Genomic DNA, 24,902 nt, shown 5'->3' with positions numbered 1-24,902 from the left:
ATTCCAACGGGATCGACGGTGAGCTGCTCACCCCCACGGGCGCGGCCATCCTCACGACCCTGGCCGACGACTTCGGCCCCCCTGCCACCCATGATCGTGGATCGCATCGGCTTTGGTGCCGGTCGTGCCGATCGTGCCATCGCCAATCTGCTGCGGGTTTTTATCGGCACGGCGCCCGGGACCGGCGGGGCCTTTGCCGGTGAGCAGACCGCGACCATCGAGACCACCATCGACGACATGAACCCCCAGATCTACGCGCATCTCATGGAAAAGGCGCTGGCCATGGGCGCCCTGGACATCTTCATGACGCCGGTGCAGATGAAGAAGAACCGCACCGGAACCCTTTTGACGATTCTCTGCCGGCCCGAAGCGGTGGCCGGTTTCGCCGATCTCCTTTTCCGCGAAACCACCACCATCGGCCTGCGCTGGCGGCTGGACAACCGCTTTACGCTAACCCGCGAATTCGTCACGGTGAACACCCGCTTTGGCCCGATCACCTGCAAGATGGCCATCCTGGGCGGCGAGCGGGTCAACCTGACGCCCGAGTACGATGATTGCAAACGGGCCGCCGCCGAACACCAGGTGCCTTTGAAGATCGTGCTGGCGGAAGCCAGTGTCAGGCCCTGTCCATGGCCGACCAATAGATCCGGATCATCCTTTTCCGATCGTTATGCCCTCACAGGTTTCAACTCGAACGCTGAGAGGGCAAAATGGAAAAACTGGTTCCTGAAAATCTGACGTTTTCTGAGGTCAATCACCTGCCAACAGCTATCACAAGCTGCAGTATGAAATCAAAGCAGTTGCCAAATCCCCCAGGGGAAGACCTACCAAAGGAAAATCACGCACGCCGATCGATTATGAATATCATCTCGATGTCGTGATCGATATTGAGGTGATCGGGATGGTACTGCTCATTTCACTTCTCCTCTTCAGCTTGAATCCCTACAAGCAATGAATGCCAGTACGGAAGTATTTGTCAATCTGTAAAAGTAAGAAAGAGTGAGTAAAAAAACCTTAAAAAAAGAGTGCGGAAAGTAAGCTGCTGGTACTGGACCGGCCGGATATCCCGTTGCACATCTCCTACCTTCCATAAATACTTCCAAATGACCTTTGTCGCAGCTCAAGCCTATTGGTAGTTGCCTATTTACCGCCATGGCTTTTTCAGCTGGCAAAAGGTGGTTCATGCGCGCATGCGCGTGTGTATAATCCAACCCAACGAGAAGTCATCCCAACTTTTTCATACCCATGGAAACGACTTCGTCCGTGGGCAGGAGAATGCGCACGGCCTGTGAATGGCGGTCACGCGACGACGATAGCGTTACCGGTAGAAACGAAACCTCAGGCTGTGGTCTCAGGCTCAATATACGCCGCCGCCGATAATAAAATCGATGCGGTTTGAGAAAGTGCGTGTGGCAATAGGCCCGCTGACTCAGACCGCTTTTTGTTGCCACTGTTCAAGATGGTGTTCCCAGAAGCTACGTTTGTCATGTTTTTCGTCATGCGGATGGGCTGTGTCAACGCCAGCCTAATGGGCCTTTACGTGTGGCAACTATCCTGTCACGGGGGGCGGAGTATAGGCGTCATAAATAAATATTTTTAACTAAAAGTTATAATACTATAAAAATAAATGAATTGAAATAATTTTTTATTGTCTATACGTTGCAATCAAGCCTTACCTGAAAACCTTTTCTTATATTTCTTCTAATTAAAAAAAGAGGTGTTGTCATGGAAACAAGTACTGCTGCTTTAACTGATTTGCGAAGCGCGCTGGAATGGCTCAAATCCGAAGGTCTTCTCCTGGAGACCGACAAAGAAGTGAACGGCGATCTTGAGATTACTGGAATTCAGAAGCACTTCGACGGAGGTCTTCCCATCCTTTTTAACAATGTCAAGGGCTATGGCCACTTGCGGGCGGTTACGAATCTTTTTGCCAATGCCACCGTGATGAACAAGATGTTCGGGTGGTCCGATGATGCGGACAGGACCAAGGCCCTGGCTCATGCGATGACACACCCACTGGCTCCGGTAGAGATTTCGCAGGAGGAGGCCCCCGTCCAGGAGCATGTAATCACGGACGATCTGGACGTCAACAAGTGGGTTCTGGCCATCCGGCATACGCCTTTGGAGAGTGAGTTGACCATTGGGAGCGGTCAGAGCGTGGTGGTGGGTAAGTATTTCAAGGAGGGAACGCATGTCGGCTACAACAGAATGTCCTTCAGGTGGGGCAACGTAGGGACGTTCAATGCCGCGCCGGGTTCTCACATGTGGCAGGTCCAGATGGAGCACTACAATAAACCCGAAGGGATTCCCATCACCATGTGTTTCGGCATCCCGCCGGCTGCAAATCTCATGGCGGGGTCCGGATTTGATTATGTGATTTTGCCCAAGGGCTGCGATGAACTCGGGATTGCGGGCGCCATTCAGGGCAGCCCCTTGCGGATTGTCAAGTGCCGGACGATTCCGGACGCCTATGCCTTGGCAGATGCGGAGTTGGTACTCGAGGGTTATTTGAAGCCCAAGGACCGCAGGTTTGAAACCACCGAGGCGGAAAAAATTGGAAAACAGGGGAAGGCTTGGTTCCATCCCGAATGGCCTGGCTATATGGGCAAGGCCTACAAGGCTTCAACCTTTCATGTAACCGGTATCACGATGCGGAAACCGGAAAGCAAACCAATCATATTTCCTCTTGGCGTGCATACTCTCGACGACAGCAATATCGACACGACAGTCCGTGAGGCGGCGATCTTTGAGCTCTGTGAACGCCTCCAGCCCGGAATCATAGAGGACGTCAGTATTCCTTATTGCTTCACGGATTGGGGCGGGTGCGTCATCCAGGTCAAGAAGAGAAATGTTATTGAAGAAGGCTGGCAGCGCAATTTCCTGTCGGCAATCTTGAGTTGCAACCAGGGGATGCGCATGGCGATCGCCGTGGATACGGATGTGGATATCTACAGTATGGACGATATCATGTGGGCGCTGGTGACGCGGGTCAATCCCCAGACCGATATCGTGCGCCCGGTACCGGGCGGCATTGGCCAGACCTTTATGCCGGCGGAGCGGATGACGGCAGGCGACAAGGATTGGACGGCATCCAACACGCGCTTCGAGGGGGGCATGGCGATCGATGCCACCATCCCGTTTGGCTATGAGGAAGACTTCCACCGGCCTGTTTACCCGATAAAAGAAGTTCCGCCGGATAAGTTTTTCAATGCGGAACAGATTAAGTTGGGGAAAAGCTTCATGGATGGGTGGGTCAAGATCCTTGCCAAAACGGGGCGATGATACATCAAGCTTAAGCAATCCATGTCAAATTAACATCACATAAGTCATTTTATCTTGGCATGGATTGAAAAATCAATCTTATCATTTTTTTTTCGAAATTGTCGACTTACCAAAATATCCGTATGGATTCACGTTTCGGTTCTTCAACATAATCATTATATGTCTACGAACCGAAACGTGAATCCTGCTTAATTATGATTATCAATATTTAAATTATTGTTTAACAAGCGAGTCAATATGCAGAATGATATTTGCCATTTTAAAAAGTTGGCACGATATACTAAAAAAAAAATTCTCAAGAATATAAAGAAAAGATATTTATAGAAAGTATCGATCAAGATAAAAACATAACTTTTGCAGAAATGTATAAATGGAGTAATAAAGTAGCAAATTTATTGGAAAAGATAGAGTTGAGGAAAAGTGATAAAGTGACTTTGATTGGGAAAAACTCTATAGAAACAATAATCCTTTATTTTGGAATACTGAATTATGGGGCTATTCTTAATCCGATATTTTTTGAAGAAAGTGATGAAAACCTTTTCAGAATTGTAAACCTTACGAAACCATCATTAGTCTTTTACGATAGCGATCGAAGTCTTGGCAAGACGGGAAAGGAAACGGCCATATGGATGTCATTTCCTGACTTTTTCAAAAATTGTGACAGTGATAACCAATTTATAAAAATTATTAATAATCAAAGCGACAAATTCGAAGATTGTCGTGGTAATAGTGAAGACATCGCCGAGATATTATATACATCCGGAACAACAACTGTGCCAAAAGGTATTTTAATATCTAGGGAAGCTTTATTCTTAATGGCAGATGAAATAAGTGAAAGGATTGGGCTTGCCGATAACGATAGGGTTCTAGAGTATAGAGCGTATAGCTGGGCTTCTGCACAACTTCTTACCATATTGTCTTCTATGCTGAAAGGAAGCACTTTGTTTTTGGGTAAAAAGTTTTCTATCAGCAGGTTTTCAAATTGGTTAAAAGACTATGATATAACAATTTCTGCTGGCGTTCCGGCCGTTTTAAACATGATGATAAACGGTAGCGTTAGTCTAAATAAAAGAGATGTTCCTTCTTTAAAGTTCATTACTTCCAGTTCGGCCCCTCTTCCAGAAGAAACACATCGTCGGTTCGAAGAAATGTACGGCATAAAAATCAATCAAATGATGGGAATGAGCGAGGCTGGATGGATGGCAGGTAATCCACCATCAAATCAAAGATTCGGATCTGTGGGATTGCCTCTTAAATATAAAAAAATACATTTTATAAAAAATAATGGAACTAAGTGCTGCAATTGTGAAAATGGCGAGATGGTTGTAGCTGGTAAATCAATTGGAATGGGGTACCTAGGCGAGGATGGAGGCCTTGTAGAATTCCCAAAAGAAGGATTCGCCACTGGTGATCTAGGATATGCAGATGATGATGGATATATTTTTATAACAGGGAGAGCTAAAGATTTAATTATTAGAGGAGGAATAAATATCTCACCGTTAGAGATAAGTTCCCGTATAATGGAGCATCCTGCTGTAAATGAAGCCATTATAATAGGCGTTCCCGATAACATTTACGGAGAAGAAGTGGTTGGTTTTGTAACCCAAAAAGATGGATTTAAAATATCAGAAAAGGAATTGATTGACCATTGTAAAGCATGCCTTCCGGATTTTAAAATTCCAAAAAAAATCTATTTCCTATCGTCTCTACCTAGAAATCAAAACGGAAAAGTAATTAAAAGTGAATTGATTAAAGTCATAGATACTTAGATATTGACATAAAGTATTGGAGGCGTAAATGAAAAAAATTAAATCCTTCGCATCTATCTTATATTTTATTGTTGTTATCTTTCTATTTCAAGGAATTGGTGTATGTGATGATACCTATAAGCAAATTACAATTAGTGGAGGAACCGCAGGAGGCGCTTGGGGTGCGGTAACCGAAGGTTTGGCTGAAGCGTTTAGGCAAGGAATACCTGGCCTGATGGTTTCAACAACGCCCGGTACAGATGCTACTAATTTTATGAGACTTGAAAAAGGAGTTTGTGAATTAGCTTTGGGTGTTGCAGCAACAGGGCTTCGAGCGATTAAAGGACGTCCGCCATTTAATAGTAAAACCGATGGAATAATGGGCATTACTGCTTTGTTTGAAGAGCCTTTTCAATTTGTGATCTTAAACAAAACAGGTATTAAAACTTTTAACGATATTTTGAAATTAAAGTATCCATTAAGGCATTCCCCAAACAAGAAGGGGAATTTCATGGAAATTCTATGTGACGAGATATTCAAGGAATATGGTTTTAGTTATGATTTGATCAAATCATGGGGCGGTAATATCGTTTTCAACAGCTATAGCCAATCAATAAACTTAATACGAAGTGGGAGTCTTGATTCCTTAAGCGGATGTAGCTTAGTTCCAACAACACACTTTCAAGAGCTATCCGGTACGCATGATATCGATCTTCTATCGTTGAGCGATGATGTTATCCTTAAATTAGAGCGAGAATTTGGAATACAAAAAAAGATTATACCGGAAAGCTCGTATAAATTTTTAAATAGAGATATTTCTACCGTTGCTTCTCGAAATATATTAGCGTGTGATAAAAAGTTACCTGATGCGCTTGTTTACGAGATGACGAAAACCATTTATGAAAAGAGATCATATTTAGCTGGAATTCATGTAGCACTTAAAAATCTGGAACCTGCATTTATGGCGTCGTTAAGTGGTATCCCTCTACATCCTGGGGCAGAAAAATTTTACAAAGAAATTGGTGCAATTAAATAAATGGATTTAAAATTGAATTCAATAAATATAACCTTATGCTTGGAATAGGCAAACTCGATTGGGCATAAACTAACGTAAAGGCAGTTGTCTTATCTGTAACGATGCAGTTTTCTTAAGCCATTTCATACAGATCTATTAATATTAAACGAAAGCTAAGAGACTATTATGACGTTAGACAATGTGTTGAAAAAAATTGCAAGGATAATAGCCGTCATAACAGTTGGTTACCATATTTATTTGGGCATTTTCGGGCTCGTGATGCCGCTTGCAAATTATGCGATAAGCTTCTCCATGTTAACATCTTTGGTTTTTTTCTATGTGCCATTCAAAGGGGTAGGGAGGAAGATTACATTATTTGATATATCTTTATCCGTTATTTCTCTATTCATTGGGTTTTACATTTTTTGGAATTATCATGATATTGCTTTCCGCCCTACTATGATGGGAGAACTGACAAATTTCGAGTTCGCTTTAGGTATTACGATGATCTTGATCGTATTGGAATCCACGCGAAGAACCATCGGAATGCCTCTTGTCATTATTGCATTGGTTGGAATTATTTATTGCAGTTTTGGCCATCACTTACCAGGGTTATTCAGCCACGGTAAATTTAGTTATAGTGATATCGTTGAAACCTTTTGTTTCACACTTGACGGTATACTTGGGACTCCCATTGCCGTGGTTGCAACACTTGTAATACAATTTGTAATGTTCGGTTCATTTTTAAAAGCGTCTGGTGCAGCAAAATTTTTCGTTGATATATCAATGTCTCTTTTTGGCATGATGAAAGGCGCTGCCGGCCATATTGGAAATTTTGCAGCCGCTCTCTTTGGCATGATGTCAGGTAGTCCAACGGCAGACACCGCGACAGTCGGGTCATTTATGATTCCAATGATGAAATCAAATGGATTTTCACCGATTTTCGCTGGTGCCATAACTTCTGTTGCCTGTACTGGCGCCGCTTTAATGCCCCCCGTAATGGGGACTGCCGCTTTCCTGATGGCAGAGATGACAGGAATTCCTTATGGAAATATCTGCAAAGCAGCCTTTTTCCCTGCCCTTTTATATTTTCTATCTACAGCACTAATCGTTAATTTTGAGGCATCAAAAACCGGAATAGCTGGATACAAAAAAGATGAACTGCCACAATTTCTTAAGACGGTACCAATTGGATTTCAATACATCGTACCAATATTAACACTTATCATTTTATTAATGAAAGGGTATGCGCCCGCACTTTGCGCGGTTACAGCTTCAATATTAATTTTAATATCAAGCTTTTTTAGAAAAACAACAAGAATTAACTTATTTCGATTGTTGGATACTCTGGAGAGCACCGTAAGGACGTCTTTATCCGTTGTAACTTCTTGTGCTTGCGCGGGGATTGTTGTTGGTTCGATCGTATTAACGGGTCTGGGGGGAAAATTTACAAGTATCGTTGTTTTAATGGCTGGGAAAAGCCTATTTCTGGCCCTATGCTTAACCATGGTTTCTGCACTTGTATTGGGAATGGGAATGCCTCTACCTGTCGTATATATTTTGACGGCTGTTCTTTGTGGCCCAGCAATTATGAGTCTTGGTATTCCAATGCTTTCAGCGCATCTATTTTTAGTATATTTTGCAGCCATATCTGCAGTCACACCACCTGTTGCAGTTGCAGCCTATGCGGCTGCGGCAATTGCAGAAGATAACCCCATTAAAATGGGGTTTGCAGCATTTCGATATGCAATTCCAGGATTTATAATTCCATTTGTAATGGTTTATGACCCATCCATTCTATTTCAAGGGACAATCTTTAATATTTTAATTGCTATAACATCGGGAGTGTTAGGCGTTTTTGCGTTATGCTCAGGAGTCTCCGGATGGTTGTTTACTCGACTTGGTTATGCCGAAAATGCTATAATGATTGTAGGCGGGTTTCTTCTTATATTTCCAGAAAAACTATCCAGTATAGTTGCTGTATGTCTTGTTTTACCTGTACTATATATCAACCGTCGCAAAAAGTATAACAATCATAGATTAACTGGTGAGAATGTTTATTGATTAAATTTATCTTTTAAGAGTCATCTTGTTTTTAACGGAATTATCAAATTAATGTACATTAAAAAATCGTAAACGACACAATATTGATTAAGGAAAACAATGGACATACCTTTATTTAAAGAAATTCTATTCACTACCAATCTTACAGAGAATTCACGATACGCTTTTTTATACGCAGCTAGTTTAGCTGCAAGTCATGGGGGAACAATAACGATACTTCATGTAATCGAAAAAGATCCACTTCCCGTGGAGTATAGTCTTTCAACGTTTTTGGGAGAACAATTATGGAATGAGTTAAAGGAAAAAAGAGAAATAGGTATTAAGAATGTTCTTATTGGCAAAAGAAGCGACGCTGAGATGATCAGAAATGCGTTGACTACTTTTTGTAATTTGGCAAATGACAATCTTAACACAGAAGTACTTGCCGTGAAAGACATTATTATTAAAGCGGGTAGTGTTGTCGAGGAAATTTCAAAGGTTGCTGATGAAGTGTCATGCGATGTGATTATCATTGGACCACATAAAAAAAAAGGTTCCAAGAAAACCAACGTTATCGGCCGTGTTGCAAAAGGTATATTACAGATTGCAGATGTGCCAATTTTTATTGTTCCGCAGGTATCAGAAAAATATAAATCCTCATACATTGTCGAGAAAAAGGAATACTAAAATGTTCATATTAAAGTCTCCAGCTTTCCAAAGTGGCGGTCTAATCCCTTCAAAATATGCAGAAAAAAATATTGTATCACCTCCCTTGGCTTGGGAGAATTCGCCTAAAGGGACCGAGAGCTTCGCAATTGCAGTGACAGATCCTGATTTACCTTCCGAGTTTGGATTTCCACGGGTTTTCGCTCATTGGCTGATTTACAACATTCCATCCTATATTGACGGACTTGAAGAAGGCGTCAGCCCCGGAGGTGTACTTCCGAATGGTGCCAAAGAACTTAACAATGATTATGTTACGTTTGGAATACCTGGATATGGGAAAGGGTATGGAGGGCCGTGGCCGCCTGACGCCTCACATCGATACGTCTTTACTTTATATGCAATTAAATCTAGTCAGATAGACATCCCGGAATCAGCAGATATTACATCTTTCGGTCAATTTATTATTCCCCTCACAATACTAACAACAACTTTGATTGGTCATTATGGGCCAGCAGTTGACAAATTACCATCATGATAAAGTTGGCGCTATGGCTGCACGAAGGTCTACAAAACCGAATGGTATCTTTTTCTTGCAGGCGCGTCGACCCTAGTTGTGAGCAATGAAAATAAAAAAATCAATATCTCTGCTGCCCTGATGAAAGAAGAGACCAAATGAATAAATGCTCAACGGGTCTCATGTTATAATGACACGAACTTCAACAAATAGTATGCAACAAGAGGTAAAATTGAAAAAAATCGTTGTGGGCATGTCTGGTGCTTCGGGTGCGATTTATGGTATCCGGCTTTTGGAAGTGCTTTCCAAGATGGATATCGAATCCCATTTGGTGATTTCAGACGCTGCCAGGAGAACTATCGAAATAGAAACGTCATGGACTGTCGGACAGGTGGAAGACTTAGCGCACACTTGTTATGAGAATAGGAATATCGGAGCCAATATCGCCAGCGGGTCCTTTCTCAACGAAGGCATGGTTGTGATTCCATGTGCCATTAAAACCCTGTCGGGTATCGCCAATTCCTATAACGACAATTTACTGGTCAGAGCGGCCGATGTCACCCTAAAAGAGAATCGCAAACTGGTCATTGTCCCCCGGGAGACTCCCTTTCACAAAGGCCATCTCCGGTTGATGATGCAGGCCGCCGATCTCGGAGCGACGATTTTACCACCAATACCTGCATTTTACTGTATGCCCAAAACAATAGACGACATCGTCAACCACCTCGTTGGAAAAGTCTTGGATATGTTTCACATTGACCATAACCTGTTTCGCCGCTGGGGAAGCCTTGAGATGGACAGTATAACGGCGAGTATCGTGTAACAATATGACTTTTTTGAATTAATAGATAGGGTACAGTCATGACAGCGCTTGAAGGAAAACGATTCAGCAAAACATCCTGCCGGTCGCAAGATGCCGAGCATTGCATGGGGAAAGGCCCTGTCCGCTGTGCCGCAGATTCGATAGATGCTGGCCCGCCGAAACCCAGGGCTCCCACCCAACCCATTTCCGCAAAAAGCAGGCAGATCCCTCGGCGTAAGAATGAGCATATTTCAATCTGTCTCAAAAAGGACGTGTGCTTTCGCAAAACTAATGGATTCGAGCGGTACGATTTCAATCATAAAGCGCTTCCGGAAGTTAACCTTGCAGATATAGACATATCAACCACGTTTTTAAGCAAACACCTATCGCTCCCCTTTTTCATTGAAGCGCTCTGCGGGGGATCATCGAAGTCGATTCAGATCAATCGGAATTTAGCCAGAGCGGCCGCCGAACTCAACATCGCCATGGGGGTCGGATCACAGCGGGCGATGTTGAAGAATCCCGAACTTACGAACACTTACCAGATCCGTGAGTTGGCGCCAGCATCCTGTTGTTTGGAAATATTGGCGCTACTCAGCTTTCAGAGTTGAATACCGAAACCATCATTAACATGGTTCAAACCATCGGTGCCGATGGTTTGGTCATTCACTTGAACGCGGCACAGGAGATGTGCCAACCGGAAGGGGACACTGATTGGCGGAATGTGTATTTCAACATCCAGCGCGTCTGCGCGCAATCCCCGTTTCCGATCATCGTAAAAGAGTCCGGTTGCGGGATCGATGCTGAGACCGCCCGGAACCTGGCTTCAGCCGGCGTTGCCTGCATTGATGTAGCGGGTGCCGGTGGCACTTCCTTCACGAAGGTTGAAGCTTATCGCGACAAGCAAAACTCACAAACCTTTGACGAGTGGGGGATTCCTACAGCGGAATCCCTGAAGCGGTGTCGGCAATCCGTAGATCTTCCTCTGATCGCCTCCGGCGGCATGCGCACAGGTATCGAATGTGCCAAAGCTATTGCCATGGGCGCCTCGCTTGTAGGGTTTGCCCTGCCCTTGCTCCAAGCCGCCATTCGGTCACACTGCGATGTAGTGTCGTATTTATTGCAAATCGCTAACGATTTGAAAAAAACCATGCTCCTTGTCGGAGCAAAAGATATCGCTGCACTCAAACAGGTGGCTCTGCTACAGCTATCTTCCTATGCAATATGACAGAGGCACTGAGTCGTTTTGGGGTACCCAAGATTTTCAACACAGACCAAGTGGCTATCAGCATGGAAGGCCGGATGAAAGGCCGGGGCCGCTGTCAGGACAATATCTTTGTGGAGCGGCTATGGTGGCCCCTTTAGCGCCAGTTCATCTACCTTCATTCATTTGAGGACGGCAAGTCGCTCCAGCTGGGGCTTGCCAAGTGAGTTCAGTACTATAATGGTGATCACGACATTTTTTCTGTTTAATGACCTGGCATTGGTCGCGAACCTCCTGCGAACCATTTTCCCATAAATGGATGTCGGTTTGAATGCCTGGGAGGGGAATAAAATGGGGAAGAAAAAGAGAAGAAGATGTGTTAAAACATATCCTGAAAGAAACTTAATGCCAGTCATCTTGACGTTTACAGATCGTCAGGAATAATGAAGGGTTAGATCGGCGATGGCAATTGGTGACAAACCATTCGAAGGAGTAAACCATGACGGATAAACGGGACCTTCAGGCGCGTGCCAAGCAGCTTATCAATTCTGAGTACACAATGGCATTGGCTTCGTCCGGGGAAAATGGGCCATGGGTTGCCCCTGTCTACTATGTTTTTTATCAAGGTGCCATGTATTTTTTTTCTAAACAGAATTCTCGGCACATTAGTGAGTCTCTAAAAGCTGGCAACGCAGCAGCCACCATTTATCCTTTTGTTTGCTCATGGCAAGAAATTAAGGGCGTTCAGATGATCGGTCGTGTTCGCTCTGCCGGCATCGGCTTCACGGCTATTCAAGCGGTTAGGGCTTATAACGCTAAGTTTAGATTTACTAAGGAATTTTTTGAACCTGGAGAGGCTCTGGATCTGGAAGCTTTTGTGAAGCGATTTCGAGTGAAACTTTACAGCTTTAACCCTGATAAGATCTTTTTTTAGATAATCAAATCAGGTTCGGATTCCGGGAAGAAGTTATCTTTTAGGCTCAACGTGCCCTTCCCATACAGAAGTCCGATTCAGCCAAATACACGGGGTTTTACTACCCGTATTGAGGTTTTTAGAGAACGATTTTGAGCGATTCCTGCAGTTCTTGCCCATTTCTTGGAAAGGACATGCTGCTTTACAACCAGGAGCCTGTAATACATGCTTCAAAAGCATTTGGAACCTCATTCTGCATCGTGGCTTTTGGGGTTAGGCATTATAGAAGAGACGGTATGGTATCATAATTAAAACCCCATCACTTCAAAGGAATCGTCGATTGGGGGAGTTTGTTTAGGACAGACTGCAGTCCGCTGGGGAGTTGTGCTCCGCAGTTTAAAGAAACTACAAATTCTAAAAATTTTTTTGCGATATATGGAAGTTCGAAATCTTTCATGTAGGCAAAATAAATTTCCAAAAATAGCCTTTTGTCTTTTAATGAAACGGCAAATAGTTTGCCATCTAATAAGTCTTTATCAACTGCACACCTGACAACAAAAGACACAGCCTTATTCATCTTGACCATCTGCTTAATGAAATCCATGTTACTCGTTTGGGCGAAAATATTTGGCTTTATGTTATGCTTGACAAAATGTTCTTCTACAAGTTTTCTGGTTCCAGACCCTATCTCCTTCATCACAATCGGTACACCTTTTAAATCAGAAAAATTTATAGCTCCTTTTTTTAATAAAGGATTATCCGGGCCTGCGATGAGCAGAACCTCTTCCTCCATTATCGGAACGAATTGAATTCCCTGATGATGTTCAATCTTCGCCGCAATAACCAGGGAATTCTTGAAGTCGAATAAACTTCGGGTCATTTCCAAAGAACTGCCTTCATCGAGATCTATTATTACGTTTGGGAATTCTTTTTGAAAAACCGTTAACAAAGGTGGAATGAATCTTTGGGCATAGGCTTTAGTTGTCCCGATTCTCAGGGCACCGTGCTTCAGGTTTTTTAGCCCGATTATTACTTCCTCAAGCTGTCTTTCCATTTCGAAGATTTGAGATGCATAGACAAATAGCTTTTTCCCTTCATCTGTTAAAAATATTTTTCTTCTTTGTTTGATGAAAAGTTTAAAATCGCAGAATTCTTCAAAACTTTTAACCTGTTTGGATATGGCAGGCTGCGTTACACAAAGTTTTTCTGCTGCAATAGAAAAATTAAGAGATTTGGCCATCTCCCAAAAGACACGTAATTGGTTTAAGTTAAGCATGTTACGGCGATCTTCGCATAAGTTGGAGACGATAAGCCATGCTTCGCTTCTGGCTCAATCATATTTATGAGAGACGAATAACCAAAGGTTATACCCCTATGGAATTAATTGAGTTGCTTTTGGTCCTTCTGAATTCTAAGCAATTAACTACTAATTTGATGGATTACAGGAAAACTGTCAATGAAAAACATAATTATTAAAGGAAATAGGAAAAATATTATACCATAATATTTAACTTTGGAGGGAAAAAATGGAAGAAAGGAATAGTACTGTTGCTTTAAGTGAGTTGACCATTGGAAGCGGTCAGAGCGTGGTGGGTAAGTATTTCAAGGAGGGAACGCATGTCGGCGACAACCGGATGTCCGCTTTACCTTCATCTCACCCCCATCCAGGCCAATGCCTTTTTCAGGTTCATGGTCACCAAACTCGGCGAAAAACCCAGGATGGGAAAAGACCGCATGCTGCTGCAGATCCTCGAACGGATCAAACAAAACAAAAAATGTACCCAGTTGATCATCGACGAAGCCCATTTGATCGATCCGCACCCCCTGACCGACCTGCGCCTGTTGATCTCCTCCATCGATGAACGGATATCTCTGAAAATCGTCTTATGCGGCCAGGACAGCCTCAGGGATCCCCTCAGCCGTGCCTCGCAGACCGATCTGGCCCATCGCATCAACATGCACTTTGCCCTGCATGCGCTCTCCGATGTTTTGACTGCGAGAAAAACTTCAATCCCATCGATTTGGTCATTGCTGTCACTCAATGCAGCTCATTCGTCGATGCGGTGGCGCGATTGAAACACAAATCCCATTGGAAGGGACAAGAAAGGCCCACTTTTTCAATCAGGTTTAAGCGTTTTTCGTGGTTTGTATCCTAAAGACAGACACTAATGCATGAATAGGCAATTAATAGAGAAGATCAGGTATTCAAAGTCAACAACTCGGGCATTATTATAAAATTAAAAACGGAAACAATTCTTTTTACGGAAACAATTCTTTTTAATGAAGGGAGTTTTCTTAAATGAAAAAGAAACTAAGATTGACGCATTGGTCCCAATTGATCTCAGCGGTTCTGGCCTCGCTTTTGTTCATTTCTGGCGTTGCCGTGGCGGCAGACACCCAGGAATGGGATAAAACCTTTCCCAAAAGCGATAAGGTCATTCACGAAAAAGTGTCATATTCCAACAGATACGGAATCACTTTGGCCGCCGATCTGTATCTTCCGAAAAACATAGATAAATCAAAAAAATACCCAGGCCTTATCGTCGGCACGCCCTATGGCGGTGTTAAAGAACAAGGGGCCGGAATTTATGCGCAGACCATGGCGGAGCGAGGATTTGTCGCGATTGCCTTTGACGAATCCTTCAATGGAGAAAGCAGCGGCGAACCAAGACACATTTCATCACCAGACATCTTCGTTGAAGATTTTAGTGCGGGAGTGGATTTTCTCGGGACACGTCCGTACGTAGACAGAAATAAAATCGGTGTTATCGGGATTTGTGGTAGTGGCGCGTTTGCCATTACCGCAGCACAGGTTGACCATCGCATCAAAGCCGTTGCCACGGCAAGTATGTACGATATGAGCCGTGTCATACGTAATGGGTGGAAAGATAGCATGTCAGATGAACAGCGCAACAAAACCCTCGACCCGCTCGGAGAACAGCGCTGGAAAGATTTTGAAAACGGCAGTCCGCTATTGCCCGCAGGATTCCCCAGTGAACCGACGGATTCAATTCCGGAAAGCTTAGATCCAATTTCGAGTGAGTTTTGGGAATATTATGCCATGGCGCGTGGCCATCATCCAAGATCACACGGTCCATTTACGCAAACAAGTAATATGGCGTTTATGAATTTTCCTTTGATGAACTACATCGATACCATTTCCCCCAGACCGATTTTGTTTATCATGGGCGAGAATGCGCACTCCAGATATTTTACGGAAGATGCCTATGAAATGGCTGCCGAGCCAAAGGAGCTCTATATTGTTCCCGGAGCAAGACACATTGATCTGTATGACAGGATGGATATGATTCCATTCGACAAGCTCACTTCTTTTTTCAAAGAGAATTTGAAATAGCATGATTCTTGAAGAATACTGTTATATAAACAGATAGTTCGAAAAAATATTAACAAGGAGACACCATGAGAGATTTTACTTTTTACAACCCTACGAGAATTGAATTTGGCAAGGGAAAAGAAGAGAATATCGGACAATATATAAAGGCGTTCGGCGTAGGCAGTGTCCTTGTCCTGCACGGTTCGGATCGGATCAAAAAGGATGGACTGTTCGACAGCATCACGGCATCGCTTGAGGAGCAAGGTATTCGTTTCGAAACAATTGGTGGCGTTATCAGCAATCCGTTGATCAGTCGTGTTCGCGACGCAATCGAAGTCGTCAAACAAAACGGTCTGCAAGGAATTCTGGCTGTTGGTGGCGGCTCGGTTTTGGATTCTGCGAAGGCCGTTGCGGCAGGTGCAAAATATGACAATGATGTCTGGGACTTTTTTGTCGGCAAAGCCGAAGTCAAAGAAGCGCTTCCCGTTTTCTCGATAATGACGCTTGCGGCCACCGGCAGTGAAATGAACCCCTATGGTGTTGTGACCAATAGTGAAACACAACAGAAATACGCCATCGGCGCCCCGCTTCTTTTTCCAAAGGTTTCCGTCATCAATCCCGACCTGATGGCCTCTGTTACACCGGAGTATCTGGCCTATTCCGCCGTCGATATTTTCTCCCACTGCCTTGACCTCTATTTCACGGCAAGCTACCTGCCGGGCTACACCACCGCCCTGATCGAGAACATCCTGGAAACCGTCATGCGCACCACGAACGCATTAATGAACAACCCGGAGGACTATGACGCACGGGGTGAGTTTGCCTGGGCCGCCACCATGGCATTGAACGGCAACACCTTTGTCGGTGTCGAGGGCAACGCCTATGATACCCATATGATCGAGCATGCCATGGGGGCACTCTACAACGTCCCCCACGGTGCAGGGCTTGCCGTGGTTTTGCCCGCATGGATGCAAGAGATCAAGGACCAGAAGCTGGAGAGATTCGAGCGTTTTGCAAAGAAACTTTTCGATGTTGACAGTGCCGATGAAGGTATTGCCGGACTGACCCAATGGTTCACCTCCATCGGGGCACCGGTGACCTTTGCCCAGGCCGGCCTTTCCGAAGACACCGTCGATCCCATTGCCGAGAATGCATTCGGTAACGCCAAACTCTGGGGAATGGACCAGGTGTATTCCAAGGAGAGGATTGCCAAGATTCTCAAACTGGCCGTTAAATAGTACCCATCCATTTAAACGGGATTGGAAAGAGGCTGCTACGCGAACCAGATAAGAAATTCAGACGATTCGGAAAAGTTCATGCAGAAATAAGGGAGTCATAAATGGAATACCGCGATTTCCCCAAGGGAGCGGGGAGAATAAGCACCGTCGGCATCGGCGGCTCGAAGCTGCATGCCGTATCTGAAAAAGAGATGGTGGAGATGGTTGACTTCGCTTTGGAGAGTGGCTTCAACACCATCGATCTGGCTGTGGAAACGGCCGACGTTTTCCCCAAGGTGCGCAAAGCTCTGGAAGGCCGGCGCGACAAGTTCATGCTCGGCCTGCACCTCGGCCTCACCTTCCAGGAGGATGGCCAGTACAAGCGGACCCGGGAAATAGGCGAGGTCGCCGGAGGCTTTGAACGGCAGCTTGCAGCGTTGGGGACGGACTACGCCGATATCGGCTACATTCATTATGTTGACGATATCGACGATTATAACAACGTCTTTGCATCAGGCACCTATGCGTTTGCCCTGAAGCTCAGACGTCAGGGGCGCATCGGCAAACTCGGCTTTGCGTCGCACCGGCCCGACATCAGCCGGAAGTTCCTTGAGGACTGCGAATTCGACCTGTTCATGTTCAGCATCAACCCGGCCTATGACCTTGATCCCGTCACGCATAATCCGCTGGAAGAAGATCTCAGCTCGCTTAACGCCTTGAGTGTGGCCCAGGAGCGGGCTGAATTATACCGCCTGGCCGAAAAGCTGGGCGTGGGTATCACTGTCATGAAGTCGCTCGGGGCTGGAAGGCTGCTGGATGATCGGACCTCGCCGTTTAAACGGGCGCTGACGATCCCCCAATGCATTCAATACTGCCTGGACAGGCCAGCCGTGCTTTCCTGTATGGTTGGCATCTCCTCAGTTGATGAACTCAAGGGGCTTGCAGCCTACTATAATGCCGGGAACGCAGCGCGCGATTATTCAGTCATAGCGGATATGAACCTGGAGGGGATGCAGGGCCGGTGTGTCTACTGCAACCACTGCCTGCCCTGTCCCTCCAACATTGACATCGCCAGGGTAAACAAGTTCCTGGACCTGGCCCAGGTCGGTGACAAGCTGGCACATCAACATTATCTGAACCTGGAACATAAGGCCGGGGAATGTGTCGAGTGCGCTTCCTGTGAAGAGAATTGCCCCTTCCATGTTGCGGTAAGAGACAAAATGAAAGAAGCACAAATTCTGTTCGGGCACTGATTCCACGCCTTCCGAAAAAATCAGAAAACGAAAATCCGGAACCTCATGGGGCTTTCCTTCATCAAGGAGAAAAAAGATGTCATCCTGATCGGAAATCCCGGCGTGGGGAAAAGCTTCCTCGCCAAGGCGATTGCCTAGGCGGTCACCCAGGCGGGATCAAAACCCTTTTTTCATCCACCATGGACATGGTCAACCATCTGCCCTTTGCCGACGGGGGTAAAGTCGATATAAAAAGGTATAGAGTACCGGCACTACCACCATGGTCAGGATCGTGCCAAAGGCGAGTCCAAACATAATCGTGACAGCCATGGATTCCCAAAACACATCTTGCAGAAGAGGGGTCATGCCGAATACGGTCGTTGCGGCAGCGTTGAGCACCGGTCTGAGACGGGCGACGGCGGCCTCTACCACCGCCGGATAGGGTTTCATTCCATCCTTTAGGTTGATGTCCACCTGATCCAACAGAACAACTGCGTTCTTGATCATCATTCCGGATAAACTCATGGCGCCTAAAATGGCCATGAAGCCAAACGGTTTGCCTGTGAGCAGCATTCCGCATGTGATGCCGATGAAGGCAAAAGGAATGGCCAGAATGATAATCATTGGCGGTCGAAACGCATTGAACAGCATAACGATAACAAGCGCCATCGTAACCGTGGCTGGTACAACCCCGGGCATCAGGCCGTTGGCGGCACGCTTAGAGCTGTCATATTCCCCGTCCCACGCCAGTTTGTAGCCAGGTGGCAATTCGATTTTATTGAAATCGGCGAGGACACTGTCGCGTAAAGTTGGCAAGGTGACTCCCTTGGGTGAGCATTGTACCGTGATCGCCCGACGGCGGTCCCAACGCCAGATAATCGGGTCTTCCCAGGCCACATGCACGCCTTGAGTCACCTGAGCCAGAGGAACACTTTTAGTGGAAAGGCTCGGTGTCACCTGTAACTGTCCCAGATGTTCCGCCACGGCGCGGCGCTCTTCCTCCCGGTGCCTTAATACCAGCGGGATCAAATCGTCTCCTTCCCGGAACTGGCCCACGACCAGCCCATCAAAGGCCCGCTGGGTCGTATCCGCCAAATCCTGGCGGGAAACACCGGTCCATCTTCCTTTTTTCTGATCATAGACGGGTACAATCTTTTTGACCGGGTGACGCCAATTGGTACGGACCTCTTTGGCATAAGGACTTGCTTCCAGGATGACCATCCCCTTTTGGGCCAGGGAACGGAGAATAACCGGGTCGGCCTCTGCCGGCCCGCTGAAACGGGCCTCGAACTTCCAGTCGTCCGACGGTCCCACACCATATCGTCGCACCCGGGTAAGCGCATGCGGATAGTTTTCTTTTAACCAGGGCTCTACGTCCTTCATCACATCACCTACCCCTTCCAGGGTTTTTGTATTAACAATGATCTGAGCATAGGAAGGATAGGGCTGCTCTGGGCTGACCGGCAGGTAGAAGCGCGGCGGACCTTCCCCGATGAAGGAACTGATGTTTTCAACCTGCGGAAGTTTCAGCAGGCGGCTTTCGACGCCCTTCAGGTCAGTCGAGGTCTTTTGGATGGTGGTCCCCTCCGGTTCCCAAAAATCGATCATGACTTGCTGCCGGGACGAGTCGGGAAAAAACATGATCGGCACTTGGCCGAAGCCGCCAATGGAGGCAATAAAAAGGAGCACCATTCCTCCCAAAAAGAACACCCGAAAACGGATTGCCTTATGCAAAAAGGTCCGGAACAGATGATAAAAACGCCCCCCGTAGACATCTGCGCTTGCATTTGTCTTCTTGGGGTCGGGTAGCAGGGTCATACACATGAGAGGGGTGATCGTCTGGGATAAGAGCCAACTCAGCAACAGGGAAATGGCGATAACACTGAACAGCCCGCCGGCATATTCACCGGCAGATGTTTTTGAGAAAAAGATAGGGAAAAAGGCCATGCAGGCCGCCACGGTGGCCCCCAAAAGGGCCCAGGCCGGCATCGAAGCGGACTCTATGGCCGCGCGCGCGCGCTCCATGCCCTGCTTGCGGCGCACAATGAATCCATCCACAACCACAATTGCATTGTCCACCATCATTCCCATGGCCACGACCAGGGCGCCAAGGGAAATCCGGTGCAGATTGATTTCCACCGTCCACATAACGATAAATGTCCCCAAAATGGCCAGGACCAATCCGCTCACACCGACAATCAGGCCCGCACGCCAACCCATGCTGATCGTCAGCACCAGAAGAACGATCAACACCGACTCGCCAAGGTTGATCAGAAAGCCATGGATGGACTCCTCCACCCTGTCAGCCTGCCAGGTGAACTTGGTCACCTGGATCCCCGCAGGCAACTTTGCGGAAATTTCTTTCAGGCGGCGATCAATTGTTTGGCCCACCTCGACCACATTGGCGCCGTCAACCGGGGCAAGGGCCAGCATCAGCGCCGGCTTGCCGTTGAACCGCATCAGGTTGCGGGGTGGGTCGGCATAACCCGACTTGACGGTGGCGATGTCTCCCAAGCGAATCAGCTCGTCTTTTCCCCGCGGATTCCGCCGCCCCGGACTGAAGACGATATTGCGGATGTCATCCGGCGCCTGGAAGGCGCCCGTGGGGGCGATTCGCAGGCGGTTCGACCCGATATCCAGGCTGCCGGCATCCACCACCTTGTTTTGTAGCTGCAAGGTTTGGAAAAGGTCTTCTTTGGTGATGCCCAGTTGGGTCAATTGTGATTCGGCAGCTTCAATATATATTCGCTTCTCCCGCACACCCCATAAATCCACCCGCGCCACGCCGTTGACCAGTTTTAGTTCCTTGCGCAGGTTTTTTGCGCACCTTTCAATTTCCGCGGCGGTGAAACCCTCTCCGGAAATGGCAAGCAGAAAACCAAACACGTACCCGAAATCGTCCTTAATCTGCGGCGTGGCCGTCCCCGGCGGTAGCGTGGCCGCCACATCGCGAATTTTTTTGCGCATCACGTCCCAGATCTGGGAAAGACGATAAAACCAGTATTTCTCTTTGATGTCGACTTTTATGATGGCAAGGCCGGGCCTTGAAAGAGAAGAGATATTATCGATTTCTTCCATTTCCTGGAGCTTGGTCTCAATGCGGTCAGCCACCTCCATCTCCACTTCTTCGGCCGAGGCGCCGGGATAGGCCACCGAGATTACCGCCGTCTTGATCGTGAATTCGGGATCCTCCAGCCAGCCCATGTTGAGATAGCTCATGATTCCGCCAAGCAACAGCAGCGCGGCGACAAAAAGGGTAATGGGCTTTCTCTTTATTGCGATCTCAGGAAGAGTCATGTTCGCTCCTTCAATTTCTCGAGACTTTTGCAGACCGCAGGATTTGAACGGATTGGCCCTCGTTAAGGGTGTTGACCCCGGCGGTGACGATCCATTCTCCGGAGGCCAAGCCTTCAAGAACCGTCACCCCGTTACGGGTAAGCGTTCCGAGCTTCATTTGGCGCCGCTTTATGGTTCGACTCTCAGGGTTGATGACCCATACAAAATCGCTTTCTCCCGAACCTTTAAAGATCGCGGACAAGGGAATCTCGATCGCAGGGTGAAGTTCTTTGGAATTAGCCCCACTCGCAAAACGAGCGCGTCCGGCCATCCCCGGATAGATTTTGATATCGTCGGACTGCGCCATCACCAGGGTGACCGGGTAGGTGCGGGTTGTTTCGGATGCTTCCTTGCCGATTTCCTTTATGCGGGCGGAAAAATTCCTATCGGGATAGATATCGAATTGGATCAGCGCCTTTTCCACTTGGGGAATTCGGGAAATATCATCCTCCGGAATGTCCACGGTAAATTCAATGTCGGCGATGTCGATCAGGCGGACGACCGGAATTTTGGCCTGGACGTCTTCATAGTTTTCAGCAAAGGTTTTTACCACTATTCCGGTGAAGGGCGCCCGCAGCAGGGTGTCGCTCAAGGCGTCTTTGGCGGCGGTGACCGAGGCCTCGAGTGATTGCATACCGGCTTTGATTTGATGATAATTTTCACGGTGTTGATCGATCATGGATTCGCTCACCGCCCCCCGATCCTGCTGCCACGTCCTTTGCACGCGGGCATATTCCATTTCCGCCAACGTCAACGCCGCCGTGGCCCGCGTCAATTGCCCTTTGGCATTGTTGAGCCGCACTTCGAAATCACGAGAATCGATACGGGCCAGCAAATCTCCTTTTCGTACTTCATCCCCGATTTTTACGGGAAACCGGATCAACGGTCCGGATACTCGAAACGAAAGATTGGCTTCCTGCGCCGCTGACGCTTTTCCCGGAAAGCTTTTCTCGACGAAGTTGGCGCCACTTGCAACCTGAATCGCCTTGACCAGAGCGACCACGGGCTTTTCGACGGTTCGTTCTTCACCGCAACCACCAAAAAACAGTACGGAAAGCAGGATGGCTAAAATAAAATGGTTTTGCGTTTTCATAAACAGGCACTCCCGGATTTTCTAACCGAACTTTCGTGACCGAATATACCCGTCGGATTTACCATGGACTAATCCAACAGGTTTCCCCAATCGGTGCGTTGGCGCATCTTCTTTTTTATCTTCTTGGAAACAAAGCCTTTTTCTTGTCGGATGTCCCATCCCCCGCCAAGCGCTTTGTATAGCGAAATCAGGTTCAAGGCGACCAAGGATGAAGCGACGTCTGTTGGTCCTGTTGCTGGGTTAGAAAGCTTTGAGCGCTCAGCACCCGCTGGTAGTCCACCAAGCCCTCACGGTACTGAAGGAGTGAGATATCGACGGCTCGCCTTGAAGCCTGGACGCTACTTTTTAGAAAGGTGTTTTCGTCTTGAGATTTGAGAAAACCTGCAATTGCATTTTCCACCTCGCGGGCAGCATTCAGCACGGTGTTTTGGTATTGAACGATTAACTGTTCAAATCTGGCATCTTGTACCCGTACTCTGTTTTTGAGCCGGCCGTAATTGAAAATATCCCACCGAATGGAGGGGCCGGCAAACAGTTGGAAGCTGTCCGAACTGAACAGGTCATTGAAATTGCTACCATCAATCCCACCGGCCTTGGTGAACGAAGCTTTACTTGCGCGAAGCCCGATGGAACCGATCAAGGTAAAATGAGGATAAAGATCGGCCCTGGCGACCCCGATCAAACCACACTGGGCCGCGGCCAGCATCTCCGCCCTGCGAATATCCGGGCGGCGGCGCAGCAATTCGGCCGGAACGCCCACGTCAACCTGGGGAGATGCCATGGGAACCTTTCTTGAATCAACGAGGCTTTCCGGCAGCTCCCCGGGAAGCAGGCCCAACAGAACACTGAGTGCATGCTTGGCTTCTTGAAGATTTTTTCCTAAACGAGGCACAAGCGCCTGGGTGTTTTTTAGCAAAGCCATGGCCTGTTGTACGTCAAGCTCAGTTACGATGCCGCCCTTGAACTTTCTCCGGGCGATTTCAAGCGATCGCTGTTGAATTTCGGTATTCTCCCGGGCGAGAGTGATGCGCGTCTCAAGCGTACGGATCAGGACATACGTTCGCGCCACTTCCGCCACAAGGGTGACCATCGCATTATCATAGTCGGCAATAGAAGCCTGGAGACCGGCGTCAGCGGCCTCGATAGCACGCCGATAGCGCCCCCAAAAATCAAGCTCCCATGCTGCGTCGAAGCCGACATCATAGTCGACATAGTCTGTGTCCACCTGCATGGTGTTTGCCGCGTTTTTACTGGACCTTACGCGGGAGGCACCGGCTTGCAACCGCTGTTGTTGGGGGTATAACGAGCCGGTCGTAAACCCCAATTCAGCCCTTGCCTCAAAAATGCGGAGACCGGCAACTTGTAATGTCAGGTTTTGGTTTAAAGCTTTTTCGACCAGGGAATTCAATGCCGGGTCATTGAATACCGTCCACCAATCGGTGATATCTTCTCTACACGTTATCCTTTCTGGCAACTTCGAGGTGTCTGCTTCTTGCCAGCGTTCAGATAGATTTACTTCCGGTTTCTTGAAGTTTGGCCCGACCGCAGCGCAACCACCCAGTATTATGCACATGCCAAGAAGACAAACCGCTGTGTTAAGCAATTTCATGTGAACCATCTGTTTATACTTCAAAATAATTGGATAGTTTTCCTATCAAATGCATCTCCAGTTCTACTTTCTTCATCGTGATTCTATCATTGTATAGTGCTTCTGAGATTTCTAAAAACCTGGAAAGTACCAACGGATCAAACCGTCGGGAGTCCTGTTTTAGGATTTCAATCGCATTGTCGTATGATATGGCGTGCTTGTATGGTCGTTCAGAGATTAAGGCATCAAACACGTCCACTACAGCAAATATTCGGGCGACGATAGGTATCTGCTCCCCTATAATCCCTGAAGGGTAGCCACTTCCGTCATATCTTTCATGATGAAAACGAATAACGTCTATCGCGTCTCCCAGCCATGGAATATCGTTGACAATTTTAACCCCTTGTTCCACATGGCTTTTCATAATCGCAATCTCCTCATTCGAAAGGCTTGAGGGTTTCAATAAAATATTGTCCCGAATACCGATTTTCCCTATATCGTGAAGGAATGCGCCTTTGACCAGTGACTGTATGGATTGCGCGGATAAATGCAACTGTTCCGCCAGACACAAACTAAAGTAGGTGACCCGAAAGTTGTGCTCGTCGGTCTCACTGTCCCGCTTGGCAATGGCATTCCCCAATGCTTTAATGGTGTATAGATGACTTTTCAGGAGTTCGCGGCTGTTTCGCCGAAGTTTCCGGTATGACGAATGAATCAACGGGAATAAAACCAATGTCATGGTTGAAATTGTTCCGATTGCATGGAGCAGCGCAATGATCAGGGCCTTTCGGAATTGATGCAGGATCTTCGTGCCCACTGCGACCAAGATGCCGACATAACCAAGGAACTGTTGATCATCGTGGATGGGGCTGAAGACCTGGAAATAAAATTCGTCCTTAAATTTAAACATTAGGC

General features: G+C 47.0%; 21 protein-coding genes and 2 pseudogenes. 17 read left to right on the top strand and 6 right to left on the bottom strand.

The features are described 5' to 3' along the window. Positions 1-738 (top strand): nickel pincer cofactor biosynthesis protein LarC2 (gene larC2, locus JCM12296_RS19400; RefSeq protein ID WP_157067753.1); only part of this gene is annotated, 738 nt, incomplete at its 5' end. Positions 739-1,223: 485 nt separating this feature from the next. On the opposite strand, the gene tnpA is transcribed toward larC2, so the two are convergent. Continuing rightward, on the bottom strand, positions 1,224-1,451 hold the full coding sequence (gene tnpA, locus JCM12296_RS50650) for an IS66 family insertion sequence element accessory protein TnpA (protein ID WP_422698919.1): 228 nt from the start codon (positions 1,449-1,451) through the stop codon (positions 1,224-1,226). 274 nt (positions 1,452-1,725) lie between these two features. On the opposite strand from tnpA, the gene JCM12296_RS19395 reads away from it, so the two are divergent. The 11 genes and pseudogenes from JCM12296_RS19395 (at position 1,726) to JCM12296_RS19355 (ending at position 12,208) form a co-directional block, all read left to right on the top strand. Next, positions 1,726-3,282, top strand: a complete 1,557-nt coding sequence (locus JCM12296_RS19395; RefSeq protein WP_054696789.1) for a UbiD family decarboxylase — start codon at positions 1,726-1,728, stop codon at positions 3,280-3,282. Positions 3,283-3,596: 314 nt separating this feature from the next. Then, entirely contained in the window at positions 3,597-5,051 is a 1,455-nt protein-coding gene (locus tag JCM12296_RS19390) for a class I adenylate-forming enzyme family protein (RefSeq protein ID WP_306304094.1), read from the top strand. A gap of 28 nt (positions 5,052-5,079) precedes the next feature. Next, entirely contained in the window at positions 5,080-6,066 is a 987-nt protein-coding gene (locus JCM12296_RS19385; protein ID WP_054696781.1) for a TAXI family TRAP transporter solute-binding subunit, read from the top strand. 165 nt (positions 6,067-6,231) lie between these two features. Continuing rightward, a complete protein-coding gene (locus tag JCM12296_RS19380; RefSeq protein ID WP_054696779.1) occupies positions 6,232-8,109 on the top strand; it encodes a TRAP transporter permease in 1,878 nt (625 codons plus the stop codon). A 99-nt stretch (positions 8,110-8,208) separates the two neighbouring features. Then, on the top strand, positions 8,209-8,775 hold the full coding sequence (locus JCM12296_RS19375; RefSeq protein WP_054696776.1) for a universal stress protein: 567 nt from the start codon (positions 8,209-8,211) through the stop codon (positions 8,773-8,775). A 1-nt stretch (position 8,776) separates the two neighbouring features. Continuing rightward, on the top strand, positions 8,777-9,289 hold the full coding sequence (locus JCM12296_RS36725) for a YbhB/YbcL family Raf kinase inhibitor-like protein (protein WP_083456317.1): 513 nt from the start codon (positions 8,777-8,779) through the stop codon (positions 9,287-9,289). Positions 9,290-9,500: 211 nt separating this feature from the next. Continuing rightward, positions 9,501-10,091 carry a UbiX family flavin prenyltransferase gene (locus tag JCM12296_RS19370; protein ID WP_054696798.1) on the top strand — a complete coding sequence of 197 codons (591 nt, stop codon included), beginning with the start codon at positions 9,501-9,503 and terminating at the stop codon, positions 10,089-10,091. Positions 10,092-10,129: 38 nt separating this feature from the next. Then, complete coding sequence (locus tag JCM12296_RS19365) at positions 10,130-10,681, top strand: alpha-hydroxy-acid oxidizing protein (protein WP_083456316.1); 552 nt, start codon at positions 10,130-10,132, stop codon at positions 10,679-10,681. Continuing rightward, entirely contained in the window at positions 10,642-11,298 is a 657-nt protein-coding gene (locus JCM12296_RS19360; RefSeq protein ID WP_172683991.1) for an alpha-hydroxy-acid oxidizing protein, read from the top strand. The genes JCM12296_RS19365 and JCM12296_RS19360 overlap by 40 nt, the downstream gene beginning before the upstream one ends. Positions 11,299-11,300: 2 nt before the next feature. Next, positions 11,301-11,423, top strand: a pseudogene (locus JCM12296_RS50645) (IS3-like element ISAfe17 family transposase); the annotation flags it as partial. A 350-nt stretch (positions 11,424-11,773) separates the two neighbouring features. Then, positions 11,774-12,208 carry a pyridoxamine 5'-phosphate oxidase family protein gene (locus JCM12296_RS19355; protein WP_054696767.1) on the top strand — a complete coding sequence of 145 codons (435 nt, stop codon included), beginning with the start codon at positions 11,774-11,776 and terminating at the stop codon, positions 12,206-12,208. Between the two features lie 298 nt (positions 12,209-12,506). Here the strand turns inward: JCM12296_RS19355 and JCM12296_RS19350 are convergent, their stop codons facing one another. Then, positions 12,507-13,463, bottom strand: a complete 957-nt coding sequence (locus tag JCM12296_RS19350; protein ID WP_054696765.1) for a LysR family transcriptional regulator — start codon at positions 13,461-13,463, stop codon at positions 12,507-12,509. 341 nt (positions 13,464-13,804) lie between these two features. On the opposite strand from JCM12296_RS19350, the gene JCM12296_RS19345 reads away from it, so the two are divergent. The 5 genes and pseudogenes from JCM12296_RS19345 to JCM12296_RS36720 form a co-directional block, all read left to right on the top strand. Continuing rightward, on the top strand, positions 13,805-14,263 hold the full coding sequence (locus JCM12296_RS19345; RefSeq protein WP_054696762.1) for an AAA family ATPase: 459 nt from the start codon (positions 13,805-13,807) through the stop codon (positions 14,261-14,263). Between the two features lie 223 nt (positions 14,264-14,486). After that, positions 14,487-15,542 carry an alpha/beta hydrolase gene (locus JCM12296_RS19340; RefSeq protein WP_083456314.1) on the top strand — a complete coding sequence of 352 codons (1,056 nt, stop codon included), beginning with the start codon at positions 14,487-14,489 and terminating at the stop codon, positions 15,540-15,542. 65 nt (positions 15,543-15,607) lie between these two features. Then, positions 15,608-16,759, top strand: coding sequence for an iron-containing alcohol dehydrogenase (locus JCM12296_RS19335; RefSeq protein WP_054696759.1), 1,152 nt, complete (start codon positions 15,608-15,610; stop codon positions 16,757-16,759). Between the two features lie 101 nt (positions 16,760-16,860). Next, complete coding sequence (locus tag JCM12296_RS19330; protein ID WP_054696756.1) at positions 16,861-17,991, top strand: aldo/keto reductase; 1,131 nt, start codon at positions 16,861-16,863, stop codon at positions 17,989-17,991. A gap of 24 nt (positions 17,992-18,015) precedes the next feature. Beyond that, a pseudogene (locus tag JCM12296_RS36720) lies at positions 18,016-18,129 on the top strand (ATP-binding protein); the annotation flags it as partial. 51 nt (positions 18,130-18,180) lie between these two features. Here JCM12296_RS36720 and JCM12296_RS19325 read toward each other — a convergent pair. The 4 genes from JCM12296_RS19325 to JCM12296_RS19310 form a co-directional block, all read right to left on the bottom strand. After that, on the bottom strand, positions 18,181-21,267 hold the full coding sequence (locus JCM12296_RS19325) for an efflux RND transporter permease subunit (RefSeq protein ID WP_054696753.1): 3,087 nt from the start codon (positions 21,265-21,267) through the stop codon (positions 18,181-18,183). 10 nt (positions 21,268-21,277) lie between these two features. Next, entirely contained in the window at positions 21,278-22,399 is a 1,122-nt protein-coding gene (locus JCM12296_RS19320; protein WP_054696750.1) for an efflux RND transporter periplasmic adaptor subunit, read from the bottom strand. 193 nt (positions 22,400-22,592) lie between these two features. Next, positions 22,593-24,032, bottom strand: coding sequence for an efflux transporter outer membrane subunit (locus tag JCM12296_RS19315; protein WP_157067751.1), 1,440 nt, complete (start codon positions 24,030-24,032; stop codon positions 22,593-22,595). Beyond that, positions 24,022-24,902: HD-GYP domain-containing protein (locus JCM12296_RS19310; RefSeq protein ID WP_157067750.1), on the bottom strand; the 881-nt coding region annotated here is incomplete at its 5' end. The genes JCM12296_RS19315 and JCM12296_RS19310, both read right to left, overlap by 11 nt.

This window comes from Desulfosarcina cetonica JCM 12296, assembly GCF_001311845.1.
GTDB lineage: Bacteria > Desulfobacterota > Desulfobacteria > Desulfobacterales > Desulfosarcinaceae > Desulfosarcina > Desulfosarcina cetonica.
The sequence above is the reverse complement of the archived record's forward strand: the minus strand, read 5'-3'. Positions and strand labels throughout refer to the sequence as shown.